The organism is Nonomuraea sp. NPDC049309 (genome assembly GCF_043196965.1).
GTDB classification, from domain to species: Bacteria; Actinomycetota; Actinomycetes; order Streptosporangiales; family Streptosporangiaceae; genus Nonomuraea; species Nonomuraea fastidiosa.
In genome coordinates, this window is record NZ_JBICSH010000010.1 from 17710 (window position 1) to 43581 (window position 25872).

The following is a 25872-nucleotide window of genomic DNA, read 5'->3' on the forward strand; positions in this document are numbered from 1 at the left end:
AGTGAGCTTTTCGGGATTGGTGACTGAGTAGATAGCGGCGATCCGGTCGCCACCGGGCGTGAGATCCACGACGACCACGGCGAGTGGGCTGTCGCCGGAGAAGACGAGCGCGCACGGGTCGCCGGCCACACGCCGGTAGCGGAGGTCCACCTCGCCTGGCGACAGCGTCGCGGCGACCGACATGAACAGCGCGGCCACCTGATCGCGGCCACGCACCGGGTGCAGGCTGGTGGCAGGCCCCTTACCGCCGCCGTCGGTCCACAAGGTCACGTCTGGTGCCAGCACCTCGAGCAGGGCCCGCAGATCGCCGCCGAGTGCGGCCGCAGCGAACCGTTCAGTGACCTGGGCATGAACGTCGGGCTCGGTCCGGTGACGGGGACGGCGTGCGTGGACGTGGCGGCGCGCGCGGGCCGCGAGCTGGCGGACCGCGGCCGGCTTACGGCCGAGGATGTCAGCTGTCTCCGGATGGCTGAACCCAAACACTTCATGCAGCACGAACACTGCTCGTTCCAGCGGTGACAGGGTTTCCAGCACCACCAGCACCGCCATCGACAACGATTCGGCGCGCTCGGCGGTGCCGCTGGCGTTGTCCTCGGCCGTGACCAGCGGTTCCGGTAGCCATGGGCCGACGTAGGTCTCCTGTCGGCGGCTCAAGTTCGCACGCCGGGCGAGTGCCTGGTTCACCGCGATACGCACCAAATAGGCCCGAGCGTTCTCGACCCGTCCGGCGTCCTGCTTGCGGTGGCGATCGGACCACGCCAGCCACACCTCTTGCAGCGCGTCCTCGGTGTCGGCGACGCTGCCGAGCATGTTGTAGACCACGGAGAACAGCAGCTCCCGATAACCGAGGAACTGTTCGGTGACGGCGTCGGTCGCGTGCCGTGGGATCGATGTCATGGCGTACCTCCTCATCTGCCGCGACCGAAGAGTCTCGTCACGTGGCGAGTGTGACATGAACGCCTCAGACATGATCTGTGCCGCGGCCGTTGGTAGGGATGTCACAGTTCCCGGCCGGCATCCCTCTGTGGTGGCGTCCAGGGATTCACGACTCAGAGGGAAGATTTTCGATGCGTACACTGATCCGCGACGTCAGGGTGTTCGACGGCGAGCGCACCATTGCGACGGCCGACGTGGTGATCGAGGACAGTCTGATCGCCGTGGTCGGCGCCGGCGGAGACCGCCCGGCCGATGTCGAGGTCGAAGGGACGGGCAGGACGCTGCTGCCGGGGCTGATCGACGCGCACACGCACGTGTTCGACGGCAGCCTGGCCCAGGCCTTGCGGTGGGGGGTCACCACCGAACTCGACATGTTCTGCCTCCCGCAGATCCTCGCGGGGCAGCGGCGGCTGGCCGCCGACAACGACGACGTGGCCGATCTTCGCAGCGCCGGCACGCTCGCCACCGCTCCAGGTGGGCACCCGACCCAGCTGCTGGCGGCCCTGGCGGGCACCGTACTGAACGGGCTCGACGCCGCAGCGATCGACTTCGTCTCCGATCCCGCGCAGGCGCCGGCCTTCGTCCAGGCCCGGCTGGCTGAGGGGGCCGACTACCTCAAGATCGTCATCGACGATGGCGCCGTGCACGGGGCCGACCTTCCCGTCATGACGGCGGACATCGCCGCCGCCCTCTCCGCGGCGGCACACGAGGCGGGACTACGGGTGATCGCTCATGCGATCACCGCTTCCGAGGTGGAGATCGCGCTCGAGGCCGGCGTCGACGGCCTGGCTCATGTGTGGGCTGACCTGGCGCCGGACGACCCGGCCTCGCAGCGACTGGCTGAGCGGGTTCGAGCCCAAGGGGTCTTCGTGGTGACCACGCTCGCCTATTTCGAGGCGATCACTGCGCAGCACGTCGAGACCGCCGACTGCGCCCGTCCCGGCAGCTCCGCCAACGCCATCGGCGCGCTGCGGGCTTTGCGCCGTGCGGGCGCGCCACTGCTCGCCGGGACGGATGCCACCCCGTTCGTGCCGGCCCATGGCGCTGGTATGCACCGCGAGCTGCAGTTGCTCACCGAGGCCGGGCTCAGCGCCGAAGAGGCGCTCGCCGCCGCGACGAGCGTGCCCGCGCGGTACTTCGGGCTGGCCGACCGCGGCCGGATCGCCCCTGGTCTTCGCGCGGATCTGGTGCTGGTCGAAGGCGACCCCGCCCGTGACATCACCTCTACCGGCTCCATCGCCGAGGTCTGGCGCCGCGGAGTGCGTCAGGCCCGCTGGGAACCGCCCGCCCACCGGGGCACGCTGACTGACGGGCTTCAATGACGATCGGGGCCGCTGCGGGCCTTCGCGTTCCGTTGTCGCTATCGCTCGGGCTGCCCTATCACAACTGGATGTACTAGGAGGACGGGAGCGTCGGCCTGGTCTTCAAGGAGGCCGGGCTGCCGCATGACCGAAGGCGATGCGCTCACATCGCCGCCACTGCCCCAACCCCCGGGTGAGTTGACTCGCCACTCAAGGCCGGTGGTCGGTCGCAGAATACGCACCGGCTGAAAAAGCCTCTCGGCCACTAGCGACCGTGGTGCGGGCGGCGCGGGGGCCGCCCGCACCTGGCGCGCCTTCCTGATTTGCCGCCCATGAGCCGGGAGTACGCCCACGACCGCGACCGGGCCGTGCAGAGGTGGACGACACGCTCAACCCGTCCACCTGTGTGCCGGGGGTGCGCACGACGTTCTCCGCCTCGTATACGGGCCGGCCGCCATCCAGTGCCTCGCCCTCATGGGGGCCCGGGTCAGTTGGTGAGCGTGAGCGGGTTGACGAGGTCGGCGTAGACGAGGAGACCGGCCATGATGATCATGACGATGGCCACCGCGTACGTCACCGGCAGCACCTTGGCGATGTCGACGTACGCGGGCTCCGGCCGGCGCATGATCTTGGCGTACGCCCGCTTGATGCCCTCCCACAGGCCGCCCGCGATGTGTCCGCCGTCGAGCGGCAGCAGCGGCAGCAGGTTGAACATGCCGATCGCCAGGTTGAAGCCGGCCAGCAGGTTGACGAAGATGGCGATCTTCTTCTCGGTGGACAGGTCGGAGGCGAGGATCTCGCCGCCCATGCGGCCCGCGCCGACGACGCCGACCGGGCCCTCGGGGTCGCGTTCCTCGCCGGAGAAGGCGGCGTGCCAGACGCCGACCATCTTGTCGGGCAGGTTGAGCAGGGAGCCCGCGACCCGGGCCGACAGCTCGCCCATGTAGCCGATGACCTGGCCGATGCTCTGCTTCTGCATGACCTCGGTGGGCAGCACGCCGAGGAAGCCGACGTTCCTGTCGATCTTCGACGGGTCTTCGAGGTTGGGCCGGTCCTGGGCGATGAGCGTGACGTCGAGCGTCATCGGCTTGCCGTCGCGGATGATGCCGATCTTCGCCGGGCCTGGGCCGTGGGAGCGGATGAACGTGGTGGCGTCCTCCCACGAGCCGATCTTCTTGCCGTCGAAGGTGACGAGCTCGTCACCGGGCTTCAGGCCGGCCTGGGCCGCGGGGGTCGGCTGGTCGCCGGGCTTGCACTGCGTGCGCTGCTCGGAGATGGGGATGACGCACGTGTTGGTGTCGGGCGAGACGATCGGCGCCCAGGTGGGCAGGCCGATGCCGACCAGCAGGACGCTGAAGAAGACGAAGGCGAGCACGAAGTTCATCGCCGGGCCGCCCGACATGATGATGACCTTCTGCCACCACTTCTTGCGGTAGAAGACGCGGTCTTCGTCGCCGGGCCGCACCTCTTCCTGCGCGGCGTCGCGGGCGGACTCGATCAGCCCCTGGAACGGCCCGGTGGCGGTGCTGCGCACCTTGCGGGGGTCGTCGCCGGGACGCGGCGGCAGCATGCCGATCATCCGGATGTAGCCGCCGAACGGGATCCACTTGATGCCGTACTCGGTCTCGCCCTTGCGCCGGGACCACGCCGTGCCGCCGAAGCCCACCATGTACTGGGTGACCTTGACGCCGAACAGCTTGGCGGGGACCAGGTGACCGAGCTCGTGCAGCGCGATGGAGACCATCAGGCCGATGAGGAACAGGATGATCCCCACGGCGTAGAGCCAGTTCATCTAGGCGCGCTCCCGGCAGACGATAAGGACAGACGATTGGTCCGACAGCCCCCAGAGTAGTCGAACTCACCACGCCTTACGGCTTACCGCTTTTAGCAAGCATTGACAGTTTGCGATCAGACGATCACCCTAAGAGACGATGGAGGGGGGCGTCTTGATCCGCATTCTGATCGCCGAGCACCTGCCGCTGGTGCGCCGTGGTCTGCTCGCCACGCTCGGGGCCGAGCCCGACATGCGGGTGGTCGCCGAGACCGGGCACGCCGACGAAGCCGTCCTGGCGGCGCGCAGCGCCGATCCCGACGTGGCCGTCGTCGATCTCGACCTTCCAGGGCCGCCGGTGCGGGAGCTGCTCGCCGAGCAGGCGCCCCGGTGCGGGGTGCTGATCCTGTCGGCCTCACCGAATCCGGCGCAGGTGCGCGAGGCGCTGGCGGGCCCGGCGCTGGGCTTCATGAGCCTGTGCGTACGCCCTGAGCGCCTGGCCGAGGGCGTGCGCCAGGTGGCCGCGGGGCGGCGGGCGATCGAGCCGGAGCTGGCGGTGGCCGCGCTGCGCTGCGCCGACAACCCGCTGACCAGGCGCGAGCTCGACGTGCTGCGCATCGCGGCGGGCGGTGCGCGTTCGACGGAGATCGCCGACCAGCTCTTCCTGTCGGTCGGCACTGTACGGAACCATCTGTCGCGCATCATGTGCAAGACGGGCGCGCGCAACCGGCTCGACGCGGTCCGCATCGCGAGCGACTGCGGCTGGCTGTGACGGCCTGGCGCGGAAAGGGCGTGCGGGACCCGGTGGAGCCGCGCCGCTCCGCCGGGGCCCGACCCCCTAGAGGATCTCAGGCGAGCGCCGGGCGCTGCCAGTGACCGGTGTCACGACTCGGCCCGTGTGAAACGTCATGGGCGCCAGATGAGCACCAGCGCGCAGTCGTCGTTGTGTCCGGAGGCCATGGCGTTGACGAGGGCTCTGGCGCCGTCGCGGAAGCCGGAGGGCAGCAGCCGCTCGGCCTCGCCGAGCAGCCGGTCGAGCCCGGCGTCGATGTCGCGGCCCGGCTGCTCGATGAGCCCGTCGGTGAACAGCAGCAGCGCGTCGCCCTTGCGCAGGGTGCCGCTGTCGGGCTCGCAGTGCAGGTCGGGCACGACGCCGAGCACGACGCCCTTGGCGGAGGCGACCTGCCAGTTGCCGGTGCCGGCGTCGAACTTCACCACCGGTGGATGCCCGGCCGAGGTGATCGTGTAGTCGCCGGTGGCGAGGTCGAGCCGCAGGTGCACGGCGGTGACGAAGCCCTCGTCGACCCGCTGCCTGTGCAGGTAGGCGTTGCAGGCGGGCAGGAAGTCGTCGACGGAGCCGAGCAGACCGCCGAACGTGCCCGACAGCAGCAGCGCCCGCGTTCCGGCGTCGACGCCCTTGCCCGAGACGTCGACCAGCGCGATCTCGACGGTGTCTCCGTCGCGCATGGAGACCAGGAAGTCGCCGCCGAACGACGAGCCGCCGGCCTGCTTGAGCACGACCTTGGCACCCCAGTCCTTGGGCAGTGGCGGCAGCTCGCCCTGGCTTTTGAGCCGGTCGCGCAGCTCCAGCAGCATGGCGTCGCCGCGCAGGCCCTGCACGCCGAGTTTCCCCCGGGTGCGCGCCATGAGCACGGCGAGCACGGAGGTGAACAGGATGGTCACGCCGAGCCCGAGCCCGATCCGGCCCACGCCGAGGTTGACGGCGATGTAGCCGAGCGCGACACCGACGCCCACCAGCAGCTTGATCAGGCTGCGCAGCCGGAGCTGGAGCCCGCCGACGAGCGTGACGAGGATGAGCAGCGAAGGCGAGAACCACTCGTGGGAGACCTCGGCCGCGAGGAACCCGATCAGCAGCGCCAGCACGGTGAGCGTGATGAGCAGGTTGCGGTCGCGGGCGATCAGCACACGCCGGACGAACCGGACGACATGCACCAAGAACGGCACCCGCACCAAGGCGGCGCGGACCCGTGGCGGGATCAGCGGCGCCGGACGGGAACTCATGATGGGCCTGACTGTATCGGTCTGCCCCCGGTTTGGGCAGCCCACTTGACCAACGCCTTGATCATTAAGCAGGGATAATTCGGTGGCCCCACCCCTTTGCCCGCTCCTACCGTGGATGAATGACGTACCCGATCCGTCCGATTGAAGAGTCGGAGTGGCCGGCGTTCAGCCGGGTGCTCCAGGAGGCGTTCGGCTGGGCGCCGCATCCCGCTCTTGCTGAGCGGAACAAGGCTCGAACCGAGTTCGACCGCACTCTCGCCGCCTTCGACGGCGACCAGATGGCCGGTGTCACCTCCATCTTCAGCTTCACGATGACGGTGCCGGGCGGGCGGCTTCCCGTCGCGGGCGTGACGGCGGTCAGCGTGCTGCCGTCCCACCGCCGCCGTGGCGTGCTGTCCTCGCTCATGCGCAGGCAGCTCACCGACATCCGGGACCGCGGCGAGCCCGTGGCCGCGCTCTACGCCTCCGAGTCGGCCATCTACGGCCGGTACGGGTACGGAAGGGCCTCGACCAACCTGCCGTTCCGCATCGACACCCACCGCTCGGCGTTCGTGCCGCACGCCCCGCAGGATCCGTCGCTGCGGATCAGGGTGGCGCGGCCCGCCGAGGTGCGCGCGGAGCTGGAGGAGCTGTTCGCCTCCGTCGTCACCCGGCGCCCGGGCCGTTACGCGCGCAACCGGGAGCTCTGGGACGAGATCTTCGCCGACGACGAGCCCGACCAGAACGGCCGCGGCCCGCTGCGCTCGATCCTGGCCGAGGACGACCAGGGCGTGCGGGGCTATGCGTTGTTCCGCATCAAGGCGTCGTGGGACGACAACGACCTCCCCGCGGGCACGCTGTACCTGGGCGAGATCGAGGCGCGCGACCCGGCCGCCTACGCGCTGCTGTGGCGCAACGTGCTCGACCGCGACCTGGTCACCCGCGTCGAGACCTACGGCAGGCCGGTCGACGACCCGCTGCTCGCGCTGCTCGCCGACCACCGCCAGGTGCGCGCCCGCTGGTCGGACGAGCTGTGGGTGCGCCTGGTCGAGGTGGACCGCGCGCTGTCGGCGCGGGCGTACTCGGCGCCGGTGGACGCGGTGATCGAGGTCGAGGACGACGTGTGCCCGTGGAACGCGGGCCGCTGGCGGCTGACCGCCGACCCGTCGGGCGCCGAGTGCAAGCCGGTGGACGACGAGCCGGACGTCACGCTGCCGGTGTCGTCGCTCGGCTCCGCCTACCTCGGCGACGGCCTGCTCACCGAGCAGTTCCATGCGGGCCTGCTGCGCGAGCACACCGCGGGCACCGTACGCAGGCTCGCCACGGCGATGTCGTGGAGCCCCAAGCCCTGGGCGGGGCTCGTCTTCTAGCGCGGGTTTCCCGGCGCCGGCCCCGCGACCGGCGCCGGGATCTGGCGTAGGCTCGAGGTCATGGCACTGCGAAGTCTGCAGATCACGCCGGTGGTCGCCATGCGCGCCCGCGACGTGTCGCGACCGTCGAAGCAGCAGCAGGAGGCCGCCGACCGGCGGCCCCTGCGTGACGAGATGCCCAGGCGCGAGGCCAGGCGCAAGAGCTGACTACGACGGCAGCGAGGGCAGCTGGCCGATGGTCTCGTAGGAGGTCAGCTGCGCGATGCGCCTGCTGTGGCGCTCGCTGCCGGAGAACGCCGTGGAGAGGAAGATCTCCACGAACCTGGTGGCGTCCTCGATGGAATGCATGCGGGCGCCGACGCTGACGACGTTGGCGTTGTTGTGCTCGCGGGCCAGCCTGGCCGTCTCCTCGCTCCAGGCCAGGGCGGCGCGGATGCCGCGTACCTTGTTGGCGGCGATCTGCTCGCCGTTGCCCGATCCGCCGATCACGATGCCCAGGCTGCCCGGATCGCCCGCGACGCCTTCGGCCGCCCGCAGGACGAACGCGGGATAGTCGTCCTCGGGGTCGTAGACGAAGGGACCGCAGTCGGTCACCTCGTGCCCATGGTCCTTCAGCCAGGACACGAGGTGGTTCTTGAGCTCATAGCCGGCATGGTCGGCACCGATGTAGACACGCACGGTTCCAGTCTTTCACAGCCCCCGATGAAGGGTCGCGGCCGCCACCGTACCGCTAAAGTAAGGACTCCTAGCCGCATCCAGTCCTTACAGGGAAGCGAGAGCAGAGCCATGCGAGAGATCCGGGCCATCGGCGACCCCGTCCTGCGCACGCCCGCGGAGCCGGTGACGGACTTCGACCGCGAGCTGCGCAGGCTCATCGAGGAGATGTTCGAGGCCATGTACGCGGTCAACGGCGTCGGCCTCGCCGCCCCGCAGATCGGCGTGTCGCGGCGGCTGTTCGTCTACGACATCGCCGGGCGCAGGGGGCACGTGATCAACCCGGTGCTGACCGTCGACGACCCCGAAGAGGTGATCGACCAGGAGGGCTGCCTGTCGGTGACCGACCGCGAGACGCGCAAGCCGCTCTACGCTCCGGTGGCCCGCGCGGCGGGCGTGTCCGTCGAGGGCCTCGACCGGCTGCAGCGGCCCGTACGGCTGAAGGCACGCGGCTCGCTGGCCCGCTGCCTGCAGCACGAGACCGACCACCTCGACGGCAAGCTCTATATTGATCGCCTGCCGCGAACCGAGGCCCGGACGATCCTGCTCCAGGCATAGCTTGGGCGGCATGAGCGTACTTTCCGGAAAGGGCGCGCTGGTCACCGGCGGCGCCAGGGGCATCGGTAAGGCGATCGTCGAGCGCCTGGCCGCCGACGGCGCCGAGGTCGTCTTCTGCTACCGCAGCTCCGACGAGGCGGCCGAGCAGGTCGCCAAGGAGACGGGAGCGCACGCCGTACGCGCCGACGTGGGCGACGAGGAGGACCTGCGGCGGCTGTTCGCCGCGGCGGAGGCGCGGCTGCCCGGCCTCGACATCCTGGTCAACAACGCCGCCACCGCCGAGGCGCAAAAGCCCATCGACGCGGTCACCAGCGAAGATTACGACCGGGTGTTCGCGGTCAACACCAAGGCGGTCTTCCTGGCCATCCAGTGGGCGGGCCGGGTGATGCGCGACAACGGGCGGATCATCAACGTCTCCTCGCTCAACACCCACGTACCCGCGCCCACCCTGGCCCTCTACTGCGCCAGCAAGGCGGCGATCGAGCAGTTCGCCAAGGTGGCCGCGCGCGAGCTCGGCGGGCGCGGCATCACGGTCAACGCGGTCTCCTCCGGCGCCACCGACACCGACATGCTGCGCGGGGCCAACCCGCCCGAGGCGCTGGAGCGCATGCCCGCCATGACCGCGTTGGGGCGGCTGGGCCGGCCCGACGACATCGCGGCGGTGGTGGCGTTCCTGGCCGGCCCCGACGGGCGCTGGGTGACCGGCCAGAACATCCTGGCCACAGGCGGTCTCCTCGTCTGACCCTTTCGCGACGCCTCAGCGCCGCCCCGCGCGACGGTTCACCCCACCTCGCGGCGCGTCGGGAGGCGTAGGGGCGCGCGCAGTTCCGCCCAGAGGCACGCCACCCGCTTGGGGAGGACGCAGCGCCGCTCGGAGGGGCAGAGCCACTGAAGAAACGACCGCTAGGCGGGTGGAGAAGCGAGCGGGGGTGGGGACGGCCGGGGCGTGGGGCGGTCAGAGGTGGAGGGCCTTGGTTTCGAGGAACTCCTCCAGGCCCTGCTCGCCCAGCTCGCGGCCGAGGCCCGACTGCTTGTAGCCGCCGAAGGGCGCCATCGGGTTGAAGCGGCCGCCGTTGATCGACACCTGGCCGGTGCGCAGGCGGCCGGCGACCTCGAGGGCGCGCTCCTGAGTGCCCGCCCAGACGGCTCCGGCCAGGCCGTAGCGGGTGCCGTTGGCGATCTTGACGGCGTCGTCCTCGTCGAAGTACGGGATGAGCGACAGCACCGGGCCGAAGATCTCCTCCTGCTCGATCGCCATGCCCGGTTCCACGGCCGCGAAGACCGTGGGCTCGACGTAGTAGCCGCGCTCGTGCGGCCGCTCGGTGCCGCCGGCCACCAGCCGGGCGCCCTCCTCCTGGCCGCGGATGATGTAGCGGATGACGCGGTCGCGCTGGGCGGCCGAGACCAGCGGGCCGATCTTGGTGGACTCGTCGAAGGGGTCGCCGACGCGGTAGGCGCGGGCGTGCTCGACGGCCAGGCGCACGGCCTCGTCGTACTGGTCGCGCTGGACGAGCATGCGGCTCCAGGCCGAGCAGGTCTGCCCGGCGTTGACGAAGCAGTTGGCCACGCCGGCCTTGACCGCGAGCGGCAGGTCGGCGTCGGGCAGGATGACGTTGGCGGACTTGCCGCCGAGCTCGAGCGCCACCCGCTTGACGGTCTCGGCGGCCAGCGAGGCCACCCTGCGGCCGGCGGCGGTGGAGCCGGTGAAGGAGACCATGTCGACGTCGGGGTGGGTGGCCATGGCCTCGCCGACGACGGGCCCGCGGCCGCTGACGAGGTTGAACACGCCGGGCGGCAGGCCCACCTCGTCGAAGATCTCGGTCAGCGCGTACGCGGCGAGCGGCGCCACCTCGCTCGGCTTGAGCACCACCGTGCAGCCGGCGGCCAGCGCGGGCGCGACCTTGCACACGATCTGGTGCAGGGGGTAGTTCCACGGCGTGATGGCCGCGACGACGCCGGCGGGCTCCTTGACCACCAGCGAGTTGCCGGTGCGCGTCTCGCGCTCGTGGCTCTCGGCCAGCTCGGCGTAGAAGGCGAGGACGCTCGCAGGCATGAGCGTCTGGACCTTGAGCGCGAAGCCCAGCGGCGCGCCCATGTCGGTGGCGATCGTCTTGGCCATGTCGTGCGATCGCTGTCTCAGCAGCTCCGCCGCCTCGGCGAGCAGCCTGCCCCGCTCGGCGGGGCTCGTGCGCGCCCAGGCCGGGAAGGCGCGCCGCGCTGCGGCCACGGCCGACTCGACGTCGTCGGGGGTGCCGGCGGGCACGTGGTCGATGACGTCTTCGGTGGCCGGGTTCACGACCTCGATGGGCTCGGCGGAAGCCGATGCGGTCCAGGAGCCGTCGATGTACAGCTGACGCATGAACCCATACTGACAGCGACCGGGCCCTGGACGCGAGGGCTCATCCATTATCGGGGATAAGCCCCTTAACACCGCGACCGACTTTTCTTCTCCTGAGGTGTCAGTCGAACTGCGGACGCTTGGTCCGGGTGCGCTTCAGCTCGAAGAAGTCGTCGTACTGGGTGACCTGGAGGACGCCGTCCCAGAGCTTGCCCGCGTCCTCACCGCGCAGGATCTTCGTGATGACCGGGCCGAAGAACGCGTTCTGGCCGACGCGGATGATCGGGGTGCCGACCTCCTCACCGACCAGGCCGATGCCCTCCTCGTGGGAGGCGCGGATGGCCGGGTCCCACTCCTCCGAGCGCATCTCGTCGGCGAGCGAGCGGTCGAGGCCGACCTCCTCGAGGGAGTCCTCGATGACCTCGCGCAGCCGCTCGGGCTCCTTGCCGAGGCCCTGGTTGTGCAGCCGGGTGCCGATGGCGGTGTAGAGCCGCCCGATGTACTCCTCGCCGTGCTTGGCGGCGGCGGCTGCGATGACCCGTACGGAGCCCATGCCCTTCGCGGCGCGCTCGAGGTAGTCGGCGGGGACGTCCTTCTCCTCGTTGAGGAAGTACAGCGACATCTGCCGCCAGCGCGGCTCGATCGGCCGGACCTTCTCGACCTCGAGCAGCCACCGCGAGGTGATCCATGCGAACGGACACGCAGGGTCGAACCAGAGGTCCACGGGAATCTTCTCAGTCATGTCAGCCCGTAACCTGAGGTGGTTCGGGTCCTATTCCCGGCGTGGCAGGATACCGACAACCCCGACGAAGTGGTGAGAAGGAGCACAAGTTGGCAGGCAACCTGACCCGGGACGAGGCTCGCGAGCGCGCCCGGCTGCTGGCGGTCGAGTCGTACGACGTGGCGCTCGACCTGACCGAGGGAGACGAGCGCTTCGAGAGCGTCACGAAGGTCCGCTTCACCAGCACCGCTCCTGGGGCGTCCACCTTCATCGACCTGCACGGCGCCGACGTCAAGCGGGTCACGCTCAACGGCGAGGACCTCGACGTGTCGGCCTACGACGCCGAGCGCGGGCGCTTCCCGCTGCCGTCGCTGGCCGAGAGCAACGAGCTGGTCATCGACGCCGACTGCACCTACATGCGTACCGGCGAAGGGCTCCACCGCTTCGTCGACCCGGTGGACCAGAAGGTCTACCTGCACAGCCAGTTCGAGACGGCCGACGCGCACCGCATGTACGCGTGCTTCGACCAGCCCGACCTCAAGGCGGCCTTCAAGCTCACCGTGGTGGCCCCCGCCGACTGGGAGGTCGTCTCCAACGCGGCCGTCGAGACGGTGACCGACCTGCCCGAGCACAAGGGCAGGCACGGCACGGCGCGGGCGGCCAAGCGATGGGAGTTCCCGCCCACCCCGGTCATCTCCACCTACATCACCGCACTGGTGGCCGGGCCGTACCACAAGGTGACCTCCGAGCACGACGGCATCCCGCTCGGCGTCTACTGCCGCGCCTCACTGGCCGAGCACCTCGACGCCGACAACATCCTCGAGATCACCCGGCAGGGCTTCGACTTCTTCCACCGCGTCTTCGGCGTGCGCTACCCGTTCGGCAAGTACGACCAGCTCTTCGTGCCCGAGTTCAACGCGGGCGCGATGGAGAACGCGGGCTGCGTGACGTTCCTGGAGGACTACGTCTTCCGCTCCCGCGTCACCGACGCCCTGGTCGAGCGGCGGGCCGAGACGATCCTGCACGAGATGGCCCACATGTGGTTCGGCGACCTCGTCACCATGCGCTGGTGGGACGACCTGTGGCTCAACGAGTCGTTCGCCACCTACATGTCGGTGCTCGCCCAGGCCGAGGCCACCCGGTGGGGCGGCGGCGCGTGGACGACGTTCGCGAACGTGGAGAAGGCCTGGGCCTACCGCCAGGACCAGCTCCCCTCCACCCACCCCATCTCCGCCGACATCCCCGACATGCAGGCGGTCGAGGTCAACTTCGACGGCATCACGTACGCCAAGGGCGCCTCCGTGCTCAAGCAGCTCGTCGCGTACGTGGGGCTGGACAACTTCCTGGCCGGCGTGCGCGACTACTTCGCCCAGCACGCCTGGGGCAACACCGAGCTGAAGGACCTGCTCGACGCCCTGGAGCGCACCTCCGGGCGCGACCTGTCGGCCTGGTCGAAGGAGTGGCTGGAGACCTCCTGGGTCAACACGCTGCGGCCGGAGTTCGAGGTGTCCGACGGCCGCTTCACCTCGTTCGAGGTGCTGCAGGAGGCCCCCGCCGACTACCCGACGCTGCGCTCGCACCGCATCGCGATCGGCCTGTACTCGCTGGCCGACGGCAAGCTGACCAGGACCAAGCGGGTCGAGCTCGACGTGGTCGGCGCGCGTACGAAGGTGGCCGAGCTGGTCGGCGCCGAGCAGCCCGACCTGGTGCTGCTCAACGACGACGACCTGACGTACGCCAAGATCCGCCTCGACGAGCGCTCCCTGCGCACGCTGGTGGACGGCGGCATCGCGAAGTTCACCGAGTCGCTGCCGCGCGCCCTGTGCTGGTCGGCGGCCTGGGACATGACCCGCGACGGCGAGATGTCCACCCGCGACTACGTCAGGCTCGTCGTCTCCGGCGCCGCCACGGTCGGCGACATCACGGTCCTGCAGGCGGTGCTGCGCCAGGCCCGCCAGGCCGTGCAGCAGTACGCCGACCCGGCCTGGCGCGCGGAGGGCCTGGCGCTGCTGGCATCCGAGCTGCGCAAGCTGATCGCCGCCGCCGAGCCCGGCTCGGACCACCAGCTCGCGTTCGTGCAGGCGTTCGCCGCCGTCGCCACCTCGCCCGCCGACCTCGACATGATCCAGGACATTCTCGACGGCACCTCGGTGCCCGAGGGCCTGGCCGTCGACACCGACCTGCGCTGGACGCTGCTGCAGGCGCTGGTCTCCGGCGGCCGGCGCGGCGAGTCCGACATCGAGGCCGAGCTGCGCCGCGACCCCACCGCCACCGGCGAGCGCTCGGCCGCCACCTGCCGGGCCGCCATCCCGACCGCCGAGGCCAAGGCGGCGGCGTGGGAGCGCATCGTGAGCGGCACGCTGGCCAACCACATCGCCAGGGCCACCATCGCGGGCTTCCAGGACCCGCACCACGTGGAGCTGCTCGCGCCGTACCGGGAGAAGTACTTCGCCGAGGTCGGGCGCATCTACAAGGAGTGGACGTTCGACCAGGCCTCGACGTTCGCCACGGGCTGCTTCCCCGCGCTGCTCATCGAGCCGGCCACGGTCGAGGCCGCCCAGCGCTTCATCGACGACGCCCAGCCGCCGCAGGCGCTGCGCCGGCTCGTCCTGGAGGGCGCCGACGGCGTCAGCCGGGCCCTGCGCAACCGGGAGAAGGACGCCGCCTCGGCCTGAACCGGGTCTCATCGCCGTAGCCGGTAGGTCTCGGTGACCTACCGGCTACCGCGAGTTGGCGGTGTCGCCGCGGCGGCGATGTTAGCCTCGAACAGTGCTAGGCCCGGGGACCTCCCTCAACGACCGCTACGTACTCGGCGACCGCCTCGGCGGAGGCGGCATGGGCGAGGTCTGGCGTGCCGACGACACCGTGCTCGGCCGCACGGTCGCGGTCAAGGTGCTGATGCCGGCCCTCAGCGAGGACCCGACCTTCATCCAGCGCTTCCAGAACGAGGCCAGGGCCATGGCCACCCTGCGCCACCCCGGCGTCGTCGACGTCTACGACTACGGCGTCTGCGAGATCGACGGCCGGCGGGTCAGCTTCCTGGTGATGGCGTACGTCGAGGGCGAGTCGCTCGACCGCGTGCTGCGGCGCGGGCCGCTCGGCGTCGAGGCCACCATGCGGCTGGTCGCGGAGGTCGCCGACGCGCTCGCCGCCGCCCACGCCCAGGGCATCGTCCACCGCGACGTCAAACCGGCCAACCTCATGGTCAGGGCCGGCGGCGGTGTCGTGCTCACCGACTTCGGCATCGCCCACTCGGCATCGGCGGGCAACCTCACCGCCACCGGCACCATGCTCTGCTCGGCCGGCTACTGCGCGCCCGAGATGGCCACCGCCAGCGACGTCACGCCCGCCGTCGACATCTACGCGCTCGGCGTGGTGGCGTACGAGTGCCTGAGCGGGCAGCTGCCCTTCCAGGGCGACACCCCCGTACAGATCATCTTCAAGCACCTCAACGCGCCCGTGCCGCGGCTGCCCGACAGCGTGCCGCCGGGGCCGCGCCAGGTCGTCGCCAGGGCGCTGGAGAAGTCGCCCGAGGCGCGCTGGCAGTCCGCGCCGCAGATGGCCGAGGCGGCGCGCAGGGCGCTCAGCGCGCCCCGCGAGCTGCCCGCGCCGCGGCGGCGCGGCAAGGCGCTGCGGGCCGGGGTCACCATGGCCGTCGCCGTGCTCGTGACCGCCGTCATGGCCGGATGGGTGTGGTGGCATCCCGCCGAGCCGACCAGCGGCGGCGCGACCGTCTCGCCGCCCACCTTCTTCGGCACGCCCGACGGCATCGAGCCGCCCACGCCGACGGCCGCACCCTCCAGGCGGCCCACGACTCAGGCGGTCAAGCGCTCGCCCACGCCCAAGGCGACGACGACGTCCACCACCACGGAGCCGGCCTCGCCCACCGCCACGCGGCCGAGCGTGGAGCCCACCACCCCGATCCGTACGCCGACGTCGCAGCCCTCCACGCCCGCGGAGCCGGAGCCCGAGCCGGAGCCCTCGGAGGAGCAGCCGACGCTGACGCCGGGGCCGGAGGAGCCCACCTCGGAGCCGTCGGCCGGCAGGCCGCCGGGCAAGATCCAGTGCATCCGCGCCCCGTGCCCCTGACCTCCTTCCGCTGAGAGCGGCGCCTGCCCCGTGACCCGGCGGGGCGGGCCCGCTGCTTCCCCGGCGGGGCCACGGTGCTTGTTGCTCCTGGGGCGAGATCCGGCGGAGGTTGCGCCTTTCGTCCGGCACCGCCCTGCCTGCTGTGCGGCGCGGGGGTGAATTCGTCCGGTCCCGCCCTTCCGGCTGTGCGGCGCCGGGGTGCATGCCGGGGTGAATAGTGTGTGAGGAGTCCATGTCCGTAATCGTCGGCCGATCGTGAGAAAGTCGTCAGGTGGACTCGACTCGTGACCTGCTCATCGCCCTCGCCCGCCGTTACGCCTTCGCCGATCTCGGCGCGCTCGTGCCCGACGTGGAGATCGCGGACGTGTGCGAGTTCGGGCAGCGGTTGCTCTCGCTCGACGCCGAGGACTTCGCGGCCGAGGCCCGTGCGGTGCCCGCCGACCTGCGGCGGCAGGCCCGCGCGTGCCACATGCCGCAGACCCCGCGCCAGCAGCCGCGCGGTGCCCTGGAGTCGCTGCGGCCCGCGTACGGGCTGCTGCTCGAGGTCATCGCGGCCCGGTGGGACCGGCGCGAGCTCAGCCCGATGATCGCGGCCGTGCACATCGCCAGCGAGTACCTGCCGCTGCTGGCGTTCGAGCCGCAGCTCGGCCACGCCGGGGACCCGGCGAAGTGGCCGGAGGGGCTGAGCGCGGTCGGGAGCAGATTCGGGGTGATCGGGGATCGGGAGTGCGATCACACCAAGTCCGAGCAGTCCGCCACGAACCGTACGCTGCGCGTGTCGGTGGAGCCCGCCGAGGGGTGGCGGGCGTACTTCGACCGGCAGCACAGCCAGGTGGCGGGGGCGCTGGCGGTGTGCGTGGCCACCTGCCGCAACCCCTGCACGGCGATGGATTGGATCGACCCCGAGGCGCGCGCCGGCCTGGAGACGCGGGCCCGTACGGCGCTGGCCTTCGCCGAGACCCCGCTCGTACGGCTGCGCCACGCGGCGCCGGTGGGCCACGGGTTCGGGGTGCCGTCACCCGAGGAGGTGCTGGACGCCTGGGAGCGCAGCCGGGCCACGCTGGACAAGAACGCCGTGGGCGCGGCGGCGCTGAAGGACGACGGATTCCCGCTGCCGGGGCTGCCGTCGCTGTTCTCGGCGATCGCGGACGCGCCGATCGCGCCCTCGACGCTGCTCGAGGGCGTCAGCAAGCACATCGTCACCCTCCTCGAACGCCTCTGACGTCCCTCTCCTCGCCGCGCTTCCGGCCGCCCGATGAGGACCCGTCCGGCGCCCGCGGTTCGCGGCGGCCCCCGGCGCGTCAGCGGCGGGCGGTGGCCTGCTCGGCCAGGGCGGCGATGCCGTACAGCAGGCCGCCGGCGATGTCGCCCACGCTGAACGCGGTGGCCATCGACATCGCGACGAGGCGGCAGGCGGCGTCGCTGAGCCGCCGCCTGGCGTTCTCGCCGGTGACGATCTCCAGGCCGCGCCCCGCCGGGTCGACGAAGATGACCACGGCATCCGGGGCCTCGGGGCCGAGCGCGGCGTGCAGGCGTTCGGCGAAGTGGCGGCGCGCGCCGACGGGTTCACCCAGGTAGAGACCGAAGCGCAGGCCGCTGCGGCGCTCGGCGGCGTGCAGCGCCTGCCTGATGTCGTCCGCCTGCGCGGCGGTCAGCCCCCGCATCGCCGCCTCACCAGCCCGCCGAGGCGCCGCCGACGCGGCCGCTCGGCTCCGCGGTCTCGGCGAGTGCGCGCCAGTCGTGCTCGGGCGTCTCGGCCCACTGCGGCACCCGGTCGGCCAGCACCACGCCGGAGGTGCTCACTCCCCGTTCGCTCCTTTCCGGGCCGCCCAGCCAGATCGGGCCGGAGCCGCCGGGGCGGGGCCCGCCGCGTCCGGACAGCAGGACGAGCAGGCTGATCAGGACGAACAGCCCCAGGGACACCCCGATGAGGAAGAGCAGGATCTCTGCCGCGCTGTTCATGTCAAGACCGTAAACCGCGCCGTTGAGTCCGGCCAGACCCGGCGCGGGTGTCTCACCAGATCGGTGGCCGCCGGTCGCCCCAGAAGCCGCCCCTGGCCGCCTCGACCTGGGCCGACAGGGAGATCAGCAGGCCCTCGCCGCCGACCCGGCCGGCCAGCATGACGCCGATGGGCAGCCCGTCGGCGCTCCAGTGGAGCGGGAGGTTCACGGCGGGCTGGCCGGTGACGTTGCAGATGGCGGGGAAGGCGGCGAAGCGTTTCATTCGCTCGAACGTCTCCTCCGGGTCGTCCACGTCCTCGAACCAGCCGACGGGGCGCGGCGGCTGGGTGACGGTCGGCGTGAGGACGGCGTCGTAGGCGTTCGTGAGCTCCAGGGCGGCTCGGGTGGCGAGCTGGAGCCGGGCCTGCGCCTGGAGGAAGTCCGGCGCGCTGATGGCCTGGCCGCGCTCGCGCAGCCGGCGGGTGAGCGGCCGCAGCAGATGCTCGCTCTCCTCCGCAACGGGGTGCATGCAGGCGAAGGCGTACCAGAGGGTGACGAACGCGGGCACCAGATCGGAGCCGAAGGGCCGGGGGATGTCGACGACGTCATGGCCGAGGCCGGCGAGGGTCTTCGCGGCCTCCTCGTACGCGAGCAGCACCTCGGGATGGACCTCCGCATCCGGCACGACGGGATCGGCGTAGCGGGCGATGCGCAGCCGCCCGGGGTCGCGGCCCGCGCACTCCAGGAACGTCCCCTCGTGCGGCGGCGCCAGGTAGAGGTCGCCGGGCACGTTGTGCGCCATGACGTCGAGCAGGGCGGCGGCGTCGGCGACGGTCCTCGCGATGGGGCCGTTGGTGGACAGCCCGGCCAGGTCGGGGACGATCGGGGCGAAGCTGATGCGGCCGCGCGTGGGTTTGATGCCGTACAGGCCGCAGACGGAGGCGGGGATGCGGATCGAGCCGGCGCCGTCGCTGCCCTGCGCGACGGGGGCGAGCCCGGCGGCCACGGCCGCGGCCGCTCCCCCGCTGGAGCCGCCCGCCGACGTGCGCGGGTCCCACGGGGAGCGGGCGGGCGGCCCGACGGCGGTCTCGGTGTAGCAGGGCAGGCCGAACTCGGGGGTGGCGGTCTTGCCGAGCATGATCGTGCCGGCCTCGCGCAGGCGTACGACGACGGTGTCGTCCACGGGCGCCACGAAGTCACGGTAGGTGGCCGAGCCGAAACCGATCGGCACGCCCTTCACCAGGTTAAGATCTTTCACCGGGACGGGCACTCCGGCCAGCGGTCCGTCGGGCAGCGCACGCTCCAGGCGTCGTGCCTGGTCGAGCGCCTGTTCGCCGGTCACGGTCACGTACGCTCCGATGTCCGGGTCGATGCGTTCGATCCGGTCGAGGTAGTGGCGCGTGAGCTCGACGGGCGAGATGTCACGCGAACGGATGGAGCGGGCTTGATCGAGCGCGGAGAGCTCGTGGAGTTCAGGCACGTTCGGGCCCCTCGGGCATCTCTAGAGAAGAACAGAAGACATACCCCGAAAACCTGCGTGGAACACGATGAGCCGGGCCATAAAACTATGGACGCGGCAACACTAGGAATCGATCGAAACCCCGGGCTACGGTGAGTTGCGTGGACTCCGACAACCAGCGTGAAGACGGTCACAACACCTCGCCCATCTGGGTGAGCGACCGGCCAGAGAGCAGCGAGCAGACCTCCGCTGCGAAGCCTTCGGCGCCCACTTCCACGTACGCGCCGGTCGAGCGCGCGTCCGTGCTCGACCTCCTGCAGCAGCCACGGGTCCGCCGCCTGCGCAACCGCGTCCTGCTGGGCGTGGCCGTCGCCGTCGTGGTGGGCTTCCTCGTGCGCGACTGGCGGATCGGCGTGACCGCCGGCGTCATCGCGGCCATCGCGGAGGCGATCTACCGCTCGCGGTCCAACTCGTCCGTGCCCGCGTGGCGGCGCACGTCGGTGGCCGAGCGACGCACCGAAGCGCAGCTGCGCAGGCTCGAACGCAACGGCTACCGCACCCTGCACGCCCGCGCGATTCCGGGCAGCGAGGCGCAGATCGACCATCTGGTGGTGGGTCCCACGGGCGTCTACGCGGTCGACTCCGAGAAGTGGGATCGCCGTCTGCCCGTACGCGTGCAGATGGGCAAGAAGCTCTTCCACGGCCCCTTCGACATGAAGGACCGGCTCTCCGAGGCCAAGTGGGAGGCGTCCGAGGCCAGCAAGCTGATCAGCGAGAAGCTCGGCCATGAGATCTCGGTCGTGCCGTCGCTGGCCATCTACGGCCCCGCGGTCCCGTGGAAGATCATGACCATTCGCGACGTGGACGTCTACGAGGGCCACCGGGCCCGCAAGTGGATCACCAAGCGCGAGCGGGCGCTGACCGCCGCCGAGATCGACCGCATCTACGAGATCGCCGCGCAGGTGCTGCCCCCACGCTACGGCGAGGACTGACCCGCCTTTCCGACGTCGCCGGCCGCCCGCCTCGCGCTCCGAGGCGGGCGGCCGCTTTTCTGCCCGTCTTCGGCGGTGTCCGCCGGTCCGCAGGGCACGATCGGGTAACGGCTGTCCGGCGTCTGGACAGTCGTCTCATTTACCGGGCGGTGGTCGTACCATGTGAAGACTCACTAAGCGATGGGAGAAGCGCCAATGCCCGCCCTCAGGTCACGTACAGTCACCCACGGCAGGAACATGGCCGGTGCCCGGGCCCTGCTCCGGGCGACCGGCGTAGCCGGGAGCGATTTCGGCAAGCCCATCATCGCGGTGGCCAATAGTTTCACGCAGTTCGTCCCTGGTCATGTGCATCTGCGCGAGGTGGGCGATGTGGTGTCCGCGGCGATCAGGGCGGCCGGGGCGATCCCCCGCGAGTTCAACACGATCGCGGTCGACGACGGCATCGCCATGGGCCACGGCGGCATGCTCTACTCGCTGCCGTCGCGCGAGCTGATCGCCGACGCCGTTGAATACATGGTCAACGCCCACTGTGCCGACGCGCTGATCTGTGTCTCCAACTGTGACAAGATCACGCCGGGCATGCTGCTCGCGGCATTCCGGCTGAACATCCCGACGATCTTCGTCTCGGGTGGCCCCATGGAGGCCGGCAAGACGCCCGGCAGGAAGCTCGACCTGATCGACCCCATGATCGCCTCCGCCGACGACTCGGTCTCCGACGCCGAGCTGCTGCAGATGGAGGAGAACGCCTGCCCGACCTGCGGCTCGTGCTCCGGCATGTTCACCGCCAACTCCATGAACTGCCTGACCGAGGCCATCGGCCTGGCACTGCCCGGCAACGGCACCATCCTGGCCACCCACAAGGCCCGCAAGCAGCTCTTCGAGGACGCCGGCAGGAAGCTCGTCGAGATCACCCGCCGCTACTACGAAGACGGCGACGAGTCGGTGCTGCCGCGCTCCATCGCCACCCGCGAGGCGTTCGAGAACGCGATGGCCCTCGACGTCGCCATGGGCGGCTCGACCAACACGATCCTCCACCTGCTGGCCGCCGCCCGCGAGGCGCAGGTCGACTTCGGGCTCAAGGAGATCAACGAGCTTTCGCTGCGGGTGCCGTGCCTGTGCAAGGTCGCCCCCGCCACCGCGAAGTACCACGTCGAGGACGTCCACCGCGCCGGCGGCATCCCCGCCATCCTGGGCGAGCTCGACCGGGCCGGGCTGATCCACCGCGACGTGCACACCGTCGCCGGCGGCACCCTCGGCGACGTGCTGGCCGCCTGGGACGTCCGCTCGCCCTCCGTCAAGCCCGAGGCCGTCGAGCTGTGGCACGCCGCGCCCGGCAACGTCCGCACCGTCAAGGCGTACTCCCAGGACAACCGCTGGGACACCCTCGACCTCGACCGCGAGAACGGCTGCATCCGCGACATCGAGCACGCCTACACCGCCGACGGCGGCCTCGCCGTCCTGTACGGCAACATCGCCCGCGACGGCGCCGTGGTGAAGACCGCCGGCGTGGACGAGTCGATCTGGAAGTTCAGCGGCCCCGCCGTGGTCTTCGAGTCGCAGGAGCAGGCCGTCGACGGCATCCTCGGCGGCCGGGTCAAGGCCGGCGACGTGGTCATCGTCCGGTACGAAGGCCCCAAGGGCGGCCCCGGCATGCAGGAGATGCTCTACCCGACGTCCTTCCTCAAGGGCAAGGGCCTGGGCAAGGCGTGCGCGCTGATCACCGACGGGCGCTTCTCCGGCGGCACCTCCGGCCTGTCCATCGGCCACGCCTCCCCCGAGGCGGCCGAGGGCGGGGCGATCGCCCTGATCGAGGACGGCGACATCATCGACATCGACATCCCCAACCGGACCCTGGAGCTGCGCGTCTCCGACGACGAGCTGGCGCGGCGGCGCGAGCGGCTGCTGGCCGACCTGGGCGGCTACCGTCCGCGCGACCGCAACCGGCCGGTGAGCGCGGCGCTGCAGGCGTACGCGGCGATGACGACGTCCGCCTCCACGGGCGCCTCCCGCGACCTCTCCCAGCTCGCCCGCTGACCTCCGCCTGAAGAGCCCTCGCCGAAGTGCGGCGAGGGCTCTTCCGCGTACGCGCATACGCAGCGAATCACCCCGCCCACCCTCATCCCGCCCGCCCCGCCGGGCAACGGCCACGAGACCGACCATCGCCTCCGGCAGGAACGGCGACCAGCGCCCATCGCCTTTCCATCCACCGCCCCGCTGCACCTCCGGCAGAAACGACCACCCGCCCCGCCTGCCGACCATCACCTCCCGGTCCACCGTCCTGCTGTGCCCCTGGGCTGGGTCGGCCACCAGCGTCGGCAGAATGCGACCACCAGCGTCGGCAGAATGCGACACGCGAGCTCGCGCAGCTCGACGGCGGCGGCGCGCAACACCTCCATCGGCTCGCCCGGCACAGAGAACGGCGCAACGGAGACCCGCCCAGGGCGAGCGCGACGGCACAGTGGAGACACAGGCCGGAGCGGGGCGGCGGTCCGACGGCTGGGTGCCGCGGTGGAGACGCAACGGCGCGGTGGTGTTGTGAAGGGCGGGGATGCTCCACGTGGAGGGCGGGGATGCTCCGCCACGGGGCTGTCCTTCCGGACAGACTTTCGAAAACTGTCGGTGGCCATCTCTATTGTGAGGGTATGACGACAGTCGTGAAGCACGATTCCCGTCCGCTGACGACCGCCGAGATCGCCGCCCTCGCCCTTTCCCTCGCCCACCTCGGCGCGGGGCCGCAGGCCGTCACCGCACGGCGTGGCCTGCAGCACGCCTTCCAGCACCTCGACCTCGACGACGACGTCATCGCCACCACGCTCACGACCCTCACCGAGCCGCTGCCCGTCGACGTCGCCGCGCGGGCCAGGCTCATGGCCGACGCCATCACCAGCCGGCTCAACGTCCGGCTCCACTACCGCGACGCCTCCGGCCACGTCACCGTCCGTGACGTGGAGCCGGTGACGTGCCTGGTGCACCGCGAATACTGGTACCTGGTCGGTGTGTGCAGGATGCGCCGGGCGATCAGGGCGTTCAGGTTCGACCGGATCATCGCGGTCGAGCCGACGCTGACACCGTCCAGGCCCCACCTCGCCGACCGCTTCCTGCCGTTCCAGCGCCGCAAGCGGCGCGCCTCCAACGCCGCGTAACGCGCGACCACCCCGAGCGCAGCGCCCGACCCTGTCCGGGTGCTGCGCCCGCCCCTCCGAGCGCAGAGCCCCAGCCGTCCATGCACAACTCTGCCCCGCCGACCGCGGCTCCCGAACCGGCCAGGCGGAGGGACCGAAGCACCCCCGGCGCAGAGTCCCAGCCGACCACGCACAACCCTCCCCGACCGCGCGCGGCTCCCGAACCGGTCGGGTGGAGGGACCGAAGCACGCCGAGTGCAGTGCCCGAGCCGACCATGCGGAGCCCTCACCCGAGCAGAGTGCGGCTCCCAGTCCGGTAGGGCGCAGAGCCCGAACCAGACCGAGCACGACTCCCAAGCCGGCCGAGCACAGAACCCGAACCAGACCGAGCACGACTCCCAAGCCGGCCGGGCACAGAACCCGAACCAGCGGAGTTCCCAGTCCGGCCGGGCGTAGGGTCCGAGCCAGATGAGTGTGGGTCCCGAATCGGCCGGGTGCAGAGCCTGTTCCGCCTGGGGCTGCGCGAGTTCTGGCCGGCGTTTGACCTGCGGTGTCCCGGCCGTTGGGGTGGCGGCTGGCAGGCTCCCGCACATGCGCGTACGGGAGCTGTCGCTGTTCGCCGCTCTGCTGCTCGCTCTCCCCGGCGGTGCCGGGACCAAGGAGGCGGCGCCGCCCCCGAGCCGCGCCGTCCAGCAGGCGCCGGAGGGGGCCGAGAGCGCGCCGCCCGCCGACGTGTGGCGGAGCCTCGACCGGCGGCTTGACCGCTATCTGCGCGGGCGTCCGGGCCGGGCGGCGCTGGCCGTCCACGACCGCACCACGGGCAGACGTTACGCCTTCCGGGAGCGCGCCTCGTTCCTGCTGGCCAGCGTGGCCAAGGTGGACGTGCTGCTGGCGTTCCTGATGCGGGCGGGGCAGCGGCCGCTCAGCGCGTACGAGCGGCGCCTGGTCTCGCAGATGATCCGGCGGAGCGACAACCACTGCGCCCGCGAGCTGTACGCGGAGGTCGGCGGCGCGCACGGCCTGGCGCGCACGCTGCGCAGGCTGGGCGTGCGGCACGTCGAACCGGGCGCGGCCACGGAGGTGGGCTATACCCGCAGCCGGGCGCCGGACCAGGTGGAGGTGCTGGAGCGGCTGCTGGTGCCCGGGGGGCCGCTGGCCGACCGGGCGCGTCGCTACGCGATGGAGCTGATGTCGTCGGTGGAGCCGTCACAGGCGTGGGGCGTCAGCGCGGCGGCGGCGGGCGGCCAGGTGGCGCTCAAGAACGGCTGGCTGCCCGCCGAGCAGCACGGCGGCCTGTGGACGGTCAACAGCGTGGGCCGGGTGATCGTCGCCGGTCACGACCTCGTCATCGCCGTGCTGTCGGAGCGCAGCCCCACCATGGAGGCGGGCGTCGCGACGGTCGAGCGGATGGCGAGGATGGCGGTCGCCGCCGCCACGGGCCGGTCGGCAGACCACCACGGCGCCCGGCCGGAGGACGACGGTGGTCGGCTAGGAGGCGCAGCAGCCGCCACCGCAGCAGCCGCCGCCCGCTCGGGGCGCGGCGGCGCTGCCGGTCATCGCGACCGTGGACAGCAGCTTCACCGTGTCGTCGTGGCCCTCAGGGCAGACGGCCGGGGCGTCGGAGGCCGACATCGGACGGGACACCTCGAAGGTGGAGCCGCAGGCGCGGCATCTGAAGTCGTAACGCGGCATGCAGCCATGGTAACCGCGTCAGGCGTACGTGACATGGGCGTAGTCGCCGACCGGTTCGTAGCCGATGGCCTGGTAGATGGCGTTGCTGGTGGGGTTGCCGAGGTCGGCGAAGAGCACGACCTCGGCCCCGCGCTCGTCCCGCCCCGTACGGCTGGCGTACGCCGTGACGGCGGCCCCGTAGCCGCGTCTGCGGCGTGACGGCGGCGTGTAGACGGGCCCGATGCGGCACACCCCGCCGCAGGCGGGCGAGAGCGCGGCCATGGCGACGGGGGCGCCGCCGGCCTCCCACACGAACAGCTCCCTGCCGGCCAGCCGCCTGGCGACCCGTTCGACCTCGTCGCCCTCGCCCATGCCGACCTCTTCGCCGAAGGCGTGATACCAGCTCACGAGCAGCGGGAAGTCGCCGGGCACACAGGGACGGCCCCGGCCGGCGACGTCGGGCGCGGTGAGCGTGCCGAGGCGGTAGAGCCGCTCGGAAACCACCCGCTTGGGCGCGCCGAGGAGCCGGGTGACCTCGGCGGTCACCTCCAGCGGGCCGACGGCCGTGGGCAGGTCGCCGCCGAACCCGGCCACCAGCGGGGCGACCGCCTCGACGGGCACCGCGAAGAGCCCGGCGGGGTGCGGCGGCGTGTGGAAGACCGCGCCGCGCACCTCACCGCCGACCGTCCACCAGCCGAAGCGGGCGCTCTTGGCGGGCATGCCCGCGCGCAGAGCGGCCAGCACCGTGAGCGCGACGGTGTTGCGGACCGGGTCGCCGAGCAGGAACGGCTCGGCGACCGCGGCGTACTCCTCGACGTCCGAGGTGAAGGTCCACATGCCTGACCATGCTGTCAGGCGCGGCCCTCACCCTCAATGTGGTGTTGTGCC

The 25872-nt window shown here is 71.4% G+C and carries 22 protein-coding genes and 2 pseudogenes; 13 read left to right on the forward strand and 11 right to left on the reverse strand.

Going from position 1 to position 25872, the window contains the following annotated elements; all coding sequences use genetic code 11:
• Window positions 1–3: 3 nt before the first annotated feature.
• Window positions 4–969: pseudogene (gene sigJ, locus ACGFIM_RS38105) on the reverse strand (RNA polymerase sigma factor SigJ); the annotation flags it as partial.
• Between the two features lie 98 nt (window positions 970–1067).
• On the opposite strand from sigJ, the gene ACGFIM_RS38110 reads away from it, so the two are divergent.
• Window positions 1068–2258, forward strand: coding sequence for an amidohydrolase family protein (locus ACGFIM_RS38110; protein ID WP_393211327.1), 1191 nt, complete (start codon window positions 1068–1070; stop codon window positions 2256–2258).
• A 466-nt stretch (window positions 2259–2724) separates the two neighbouring features.
• On the opposite strand, the gene ACGFIM_RS38115 is transcribed toward ACGFIM_RS38110, so the two are convergent.
• Window positions 2725–4029: a M50 family metallopeptidase gene (locus ACGFIM_RS38115; protein WP_393211330.1), complete on the reverse strand. Its 1305-nt coding sequence runs from the start codon at window positions 4027–4029 to the stop codon at window positions 2725–2727.
• A gap of 154 nt (window positions 4030–4183) precedes the next feature.
• Between ACGFIM_RS38115 and ACGFIM_RS38120 the strand changes: the two genes are divergently transcribed.
• Window positions 4184–4780, forward strand: a complete 597-nt coding sequence (locus ACGFIM_RS38120) for a response regulator transcription factor (RefSeq protein WP_393211333.1) — start codon at window positions 4184–4186, stop codon at window positions 4778–4780.
• 134 nt (window positions 4781–4914) lie between these two features.
• Here the strand turns inward: ACGFIM_RS38120 and ACGFIM_RS38125 are convergent, their stop codons facing one another.
• Window positions 4915–6030, reverse strand: coding sequence for a PP2C family protein-serine/threonine phosphatase (locus tag ACGFIM_RS38125; RefSeq protein WP_393211336.1), 1116 nt, complete (start codon window positions 6028–6030; stop codon window positions 4915–4917).
• 119 nt (window positions 6031–6149) lie between these two features.
• Here ACGFIM_RS38125 and ACGFIM_RS38130 point away from each other — a divergent pair, with 119 nt between their 5' ends.
• Together ACGFIM_RS38130 and ACGFIM_RS38135 are read left to right on the forward strand one after the other, a co-directional pair.
• Complete coding sequence (locus ACGFIM_RS38130; protein ID WP_393211339.1) at window positions 6150–7379, forward strand: GNAT family N-acetyltransferase; 1230 nt, start codon at window positions 6150–6152, stop codon at window positions 7377–7379.
• A 60-nt stretch (window positions 7380–7439) separates the two neighbouring features.
• Window positions 7440–7586, forward strand: a complete 147-nt coding sequence (locus ACGFIM_RS38135) for a hypothetical protein (protein WP_393211342.1) — start codon at window positions 7440–7442, stop codon at window positions 7584–7586.
• On the opposite strand, the gene ACGFIM_RS38140 is transcribed toward ACGFIM_RS38135, so the two are convergent.
• Window positions 7587–8057: a ribose-5-phosphate isomerase gene (locus ACGFIM_RS38140; protein ID WP_393211345.1), complete on the reverse strand. Its 471-nt coding sequence runs from the start codon at window positions 8055–8057 to the stop codon at window positions 7587–7589.
• 108 nt (window positions 8058–8165) lie between these two features.
• Between ACGFIM_RS38140 and def the strand changes: the two genes are divergently transcribed.
• The gene (def, locus tag ACGFIM_RS38145; RefSeq protein ID WP_393211348.1) at window positions 8166–8651 is read left to right on the forward strand and encodes a peptide deformylase; all 486 of its coding nucleotides are present in this window, start codon (window positions 8166–8168) and stop codon (window positions 8649–8651) included.
• A gap of 10 nt (window positions 8652–8661) precedes the next feature.
• The gene (locus ACGFIM_RS38150) at window positions 8662–9393 is read left to right on the forward strand and encodes an SDR family oxidoreductase (RefSeq protein ID WP_393211351.1); all 732 of its coding nucleotides are present in this window, start codon (window positions 8662–8664) and stop codon (window positions 9391–9393) included.
• 213 nt (window positions 9394–9606) lie between these two features.
• Here ACGFIM_RS38150 and ACGFIM_RS38155 read toward each other — a convergent pair whose 3' ends face one another.
• Window positions 9607–11010, reverse strand: coding sequence for an aldehyde dehydrogenase family protein (locus ACGFIM_RS38155; RefSeq protein WP_393211353.1), 1404 nt, complete (start codon window positions 11008–11010; stop codon window positions 9607–9609).
• A 100-nt stretch (window positions 11011–11110) separates the two neighbouring features.
• Window positions 11111–11731 carry a disulfide bond formation protein DsbA gene (locus ACGFIM_RS38160; RefSeq protein WP_393211355.1) on the reverse strand — a complete coding sequence of 207 codons (621 nt, stop codon included), beginning with the start codon at window positions 11729–11731 and terminating at the stop codon, window positions 11111–11113.
• An 89-nt stretch (window positions 11732–11820) separates the two neighbouring features.
• Here ACGFIM_RS38160 and pepN point away from each other — a divergent pair, with 89 nt between their 5' ends.
• From pepN to ACGFIM_RS38175, 3 genes are all read left to right on the forward strand, one after another.
• A complete protein-coding gene (gene pepN, locus ACGFIM_RS38165; protein WP_393211358.1) occupies window positions 11821–14385 on the forward strand; it encodes an aminopeptidase N in 2565 nt (854 codons plus the stop codon).
• Between the two features lie 94 nt (window positions 14386–14479).
• The gene (locus ACGFIM_RS38170; protein ID WP_393211361.1) at window positions 14480–15799 is read left to right on the forward strand and encodes a protein kinase; all 1320 of its coding nucleotides are present in this window, start codon (window positions 14480–14482) and stop codon (window positions 15797–15799) included.
• A 271-nt stretch (window positions 15800–16070) separates the two neighbouring features.
• A complete protein-coding gene (locus ACGFIM_RS38175) occupies window positions 16071–17021 on the forward strand; it encodes a hypothetical protein (RefSeq protein WP_393211364.1) in 951 nt (316 codons plus the stop codon).
• A 79-nt stretch (window positions 17022–17100) separates the two neighbouring features.
• Here ACGFIM_RS38175 and ACGFIM_RS38180 read toward each other — a convergent pair whose 3' ends face one another.
• Genes ACGFIM_RS38180 through ACGFIM_RS38190 form a run of 3 tightly spaced genes read right to left on the reverse strand, consistent with a single transcriptional unit; the run spans window position 17101 to window position 19220 of the window.
• Window positions 17101–17463, reverse strand: coding sequence for a DUF5130 family protein (locus tag ACGFIM_RS38180; protein ID WP_393211367.1), 363 nt, complete (start codon window positions 17461–17463; stop codon window positions 17101–17103).
• Window positions 17464–17470: 7 nt separating this feature from the next.
• Window positions 17471–17761, reverse strand: coding sequence for a hypothetical protein (locus ACGFIM_RS38185; RefSeq protein WP_393211369.1), 291 nt, complete (start codon window positions 17759–17761; stop codon window positions 17471–17473).
• A 52-nt stretch (window positions 17762–17813) separates the two neighbouring features.
• Window positions 17814–19220: an amidase gene (locus ACGFIM_RS38190; protein ID WP_393211372.1), complete on the reverse strand. Its 1407-nt coding sequence runs from the start codon at window positions 19218–19220 to the stop codon at window positions 17814–17816.
• Between the two features lie 140 nt (window positions 19221–19360).
• Here ACGFIM_RS38190 and ACGFIM_RS38195 point away from each other — a divergent pair, with 140 nt between their 5' ends.
• The 4 genes and pseudogenes from ACGFIM_RS38195 to ACGFIM_RS38210 form a co-directional block, all read left to right on the forward strand.
• On the forward strand, window positions 19361–20191 hold the full coding sequence (locus tag ACGFIM_RS38195; protein WP_393211374.1) for a nuclease-related domain-containing protein: 831 nt from the start codon (window positions 19361–19363) through the stop codon (window positions 20189–20191).
• A gap of 195 nt (window positions 20192–20386) precedes the next feature.
• Window positions 20387–22225, forward strand: coding sequence for a dihydroxy-acid dehydratase (ilvD, locus tag ACGFIM_RS38200; protein ID WP_393211377.1), 1839 nt, complete (start codon window positions 20387–20389; stop codon window positions 22223–22225).
• Window positions 22226–22833: 608 nt separating this feature from the next.
• A complete protein-coding gene (locus ACGFIM_RS38205) occupies window positions 22834–23334 on the forward strand; it encodes a WYL domain-containing protein (protein WP_393211380.1) in 501 nt (166 codons plus the stop codon).
• An 879-nt stretch (window positions 23335–24213) separates the two neighbouring features.
• A pseudogene (locus ACGFIM_RS38210) lies at window positions 24214–24660 on the forward strand (serine hydrolase); the annotation flags it as partial.
• Between the two features lie 141 nt (window positions 24661–24801).
• Here ACGFIM_RS38210 and ACGFIM_RS38215 read toward each other — a convergent pair.
• Both ACGFIM_RS38215 and ACGFIM_RS38220 read right to left on the reverse strand, forming a co-directional pair.
• Window positions 24802–25005: a zinc ribbon domain-containing protein gene (locus ACGFIM_RS38215; protein ID WP_393211543.1), complete on the reverse strand. Its 204-nt coding sequence runs from the start codon at window positions 25003–25005 to the stop codon at window positions 24802–24804.
• A gap of 18 nt (window positions 25006–25023) precedes the next feature.
• On the reverse strand, window positions 25024–25821 hold the full coding sequence (locus tag ACGFIM_RS38220; protein ID WP_393211383.1) for a GNAT family N-acetyltransferase: 798 nt from the start codon (window positions 25819–25821) through the stop codon (window positions 25024–25026).
• Window positions 25822–25872 lie beyond the last annotated feature (51 nt).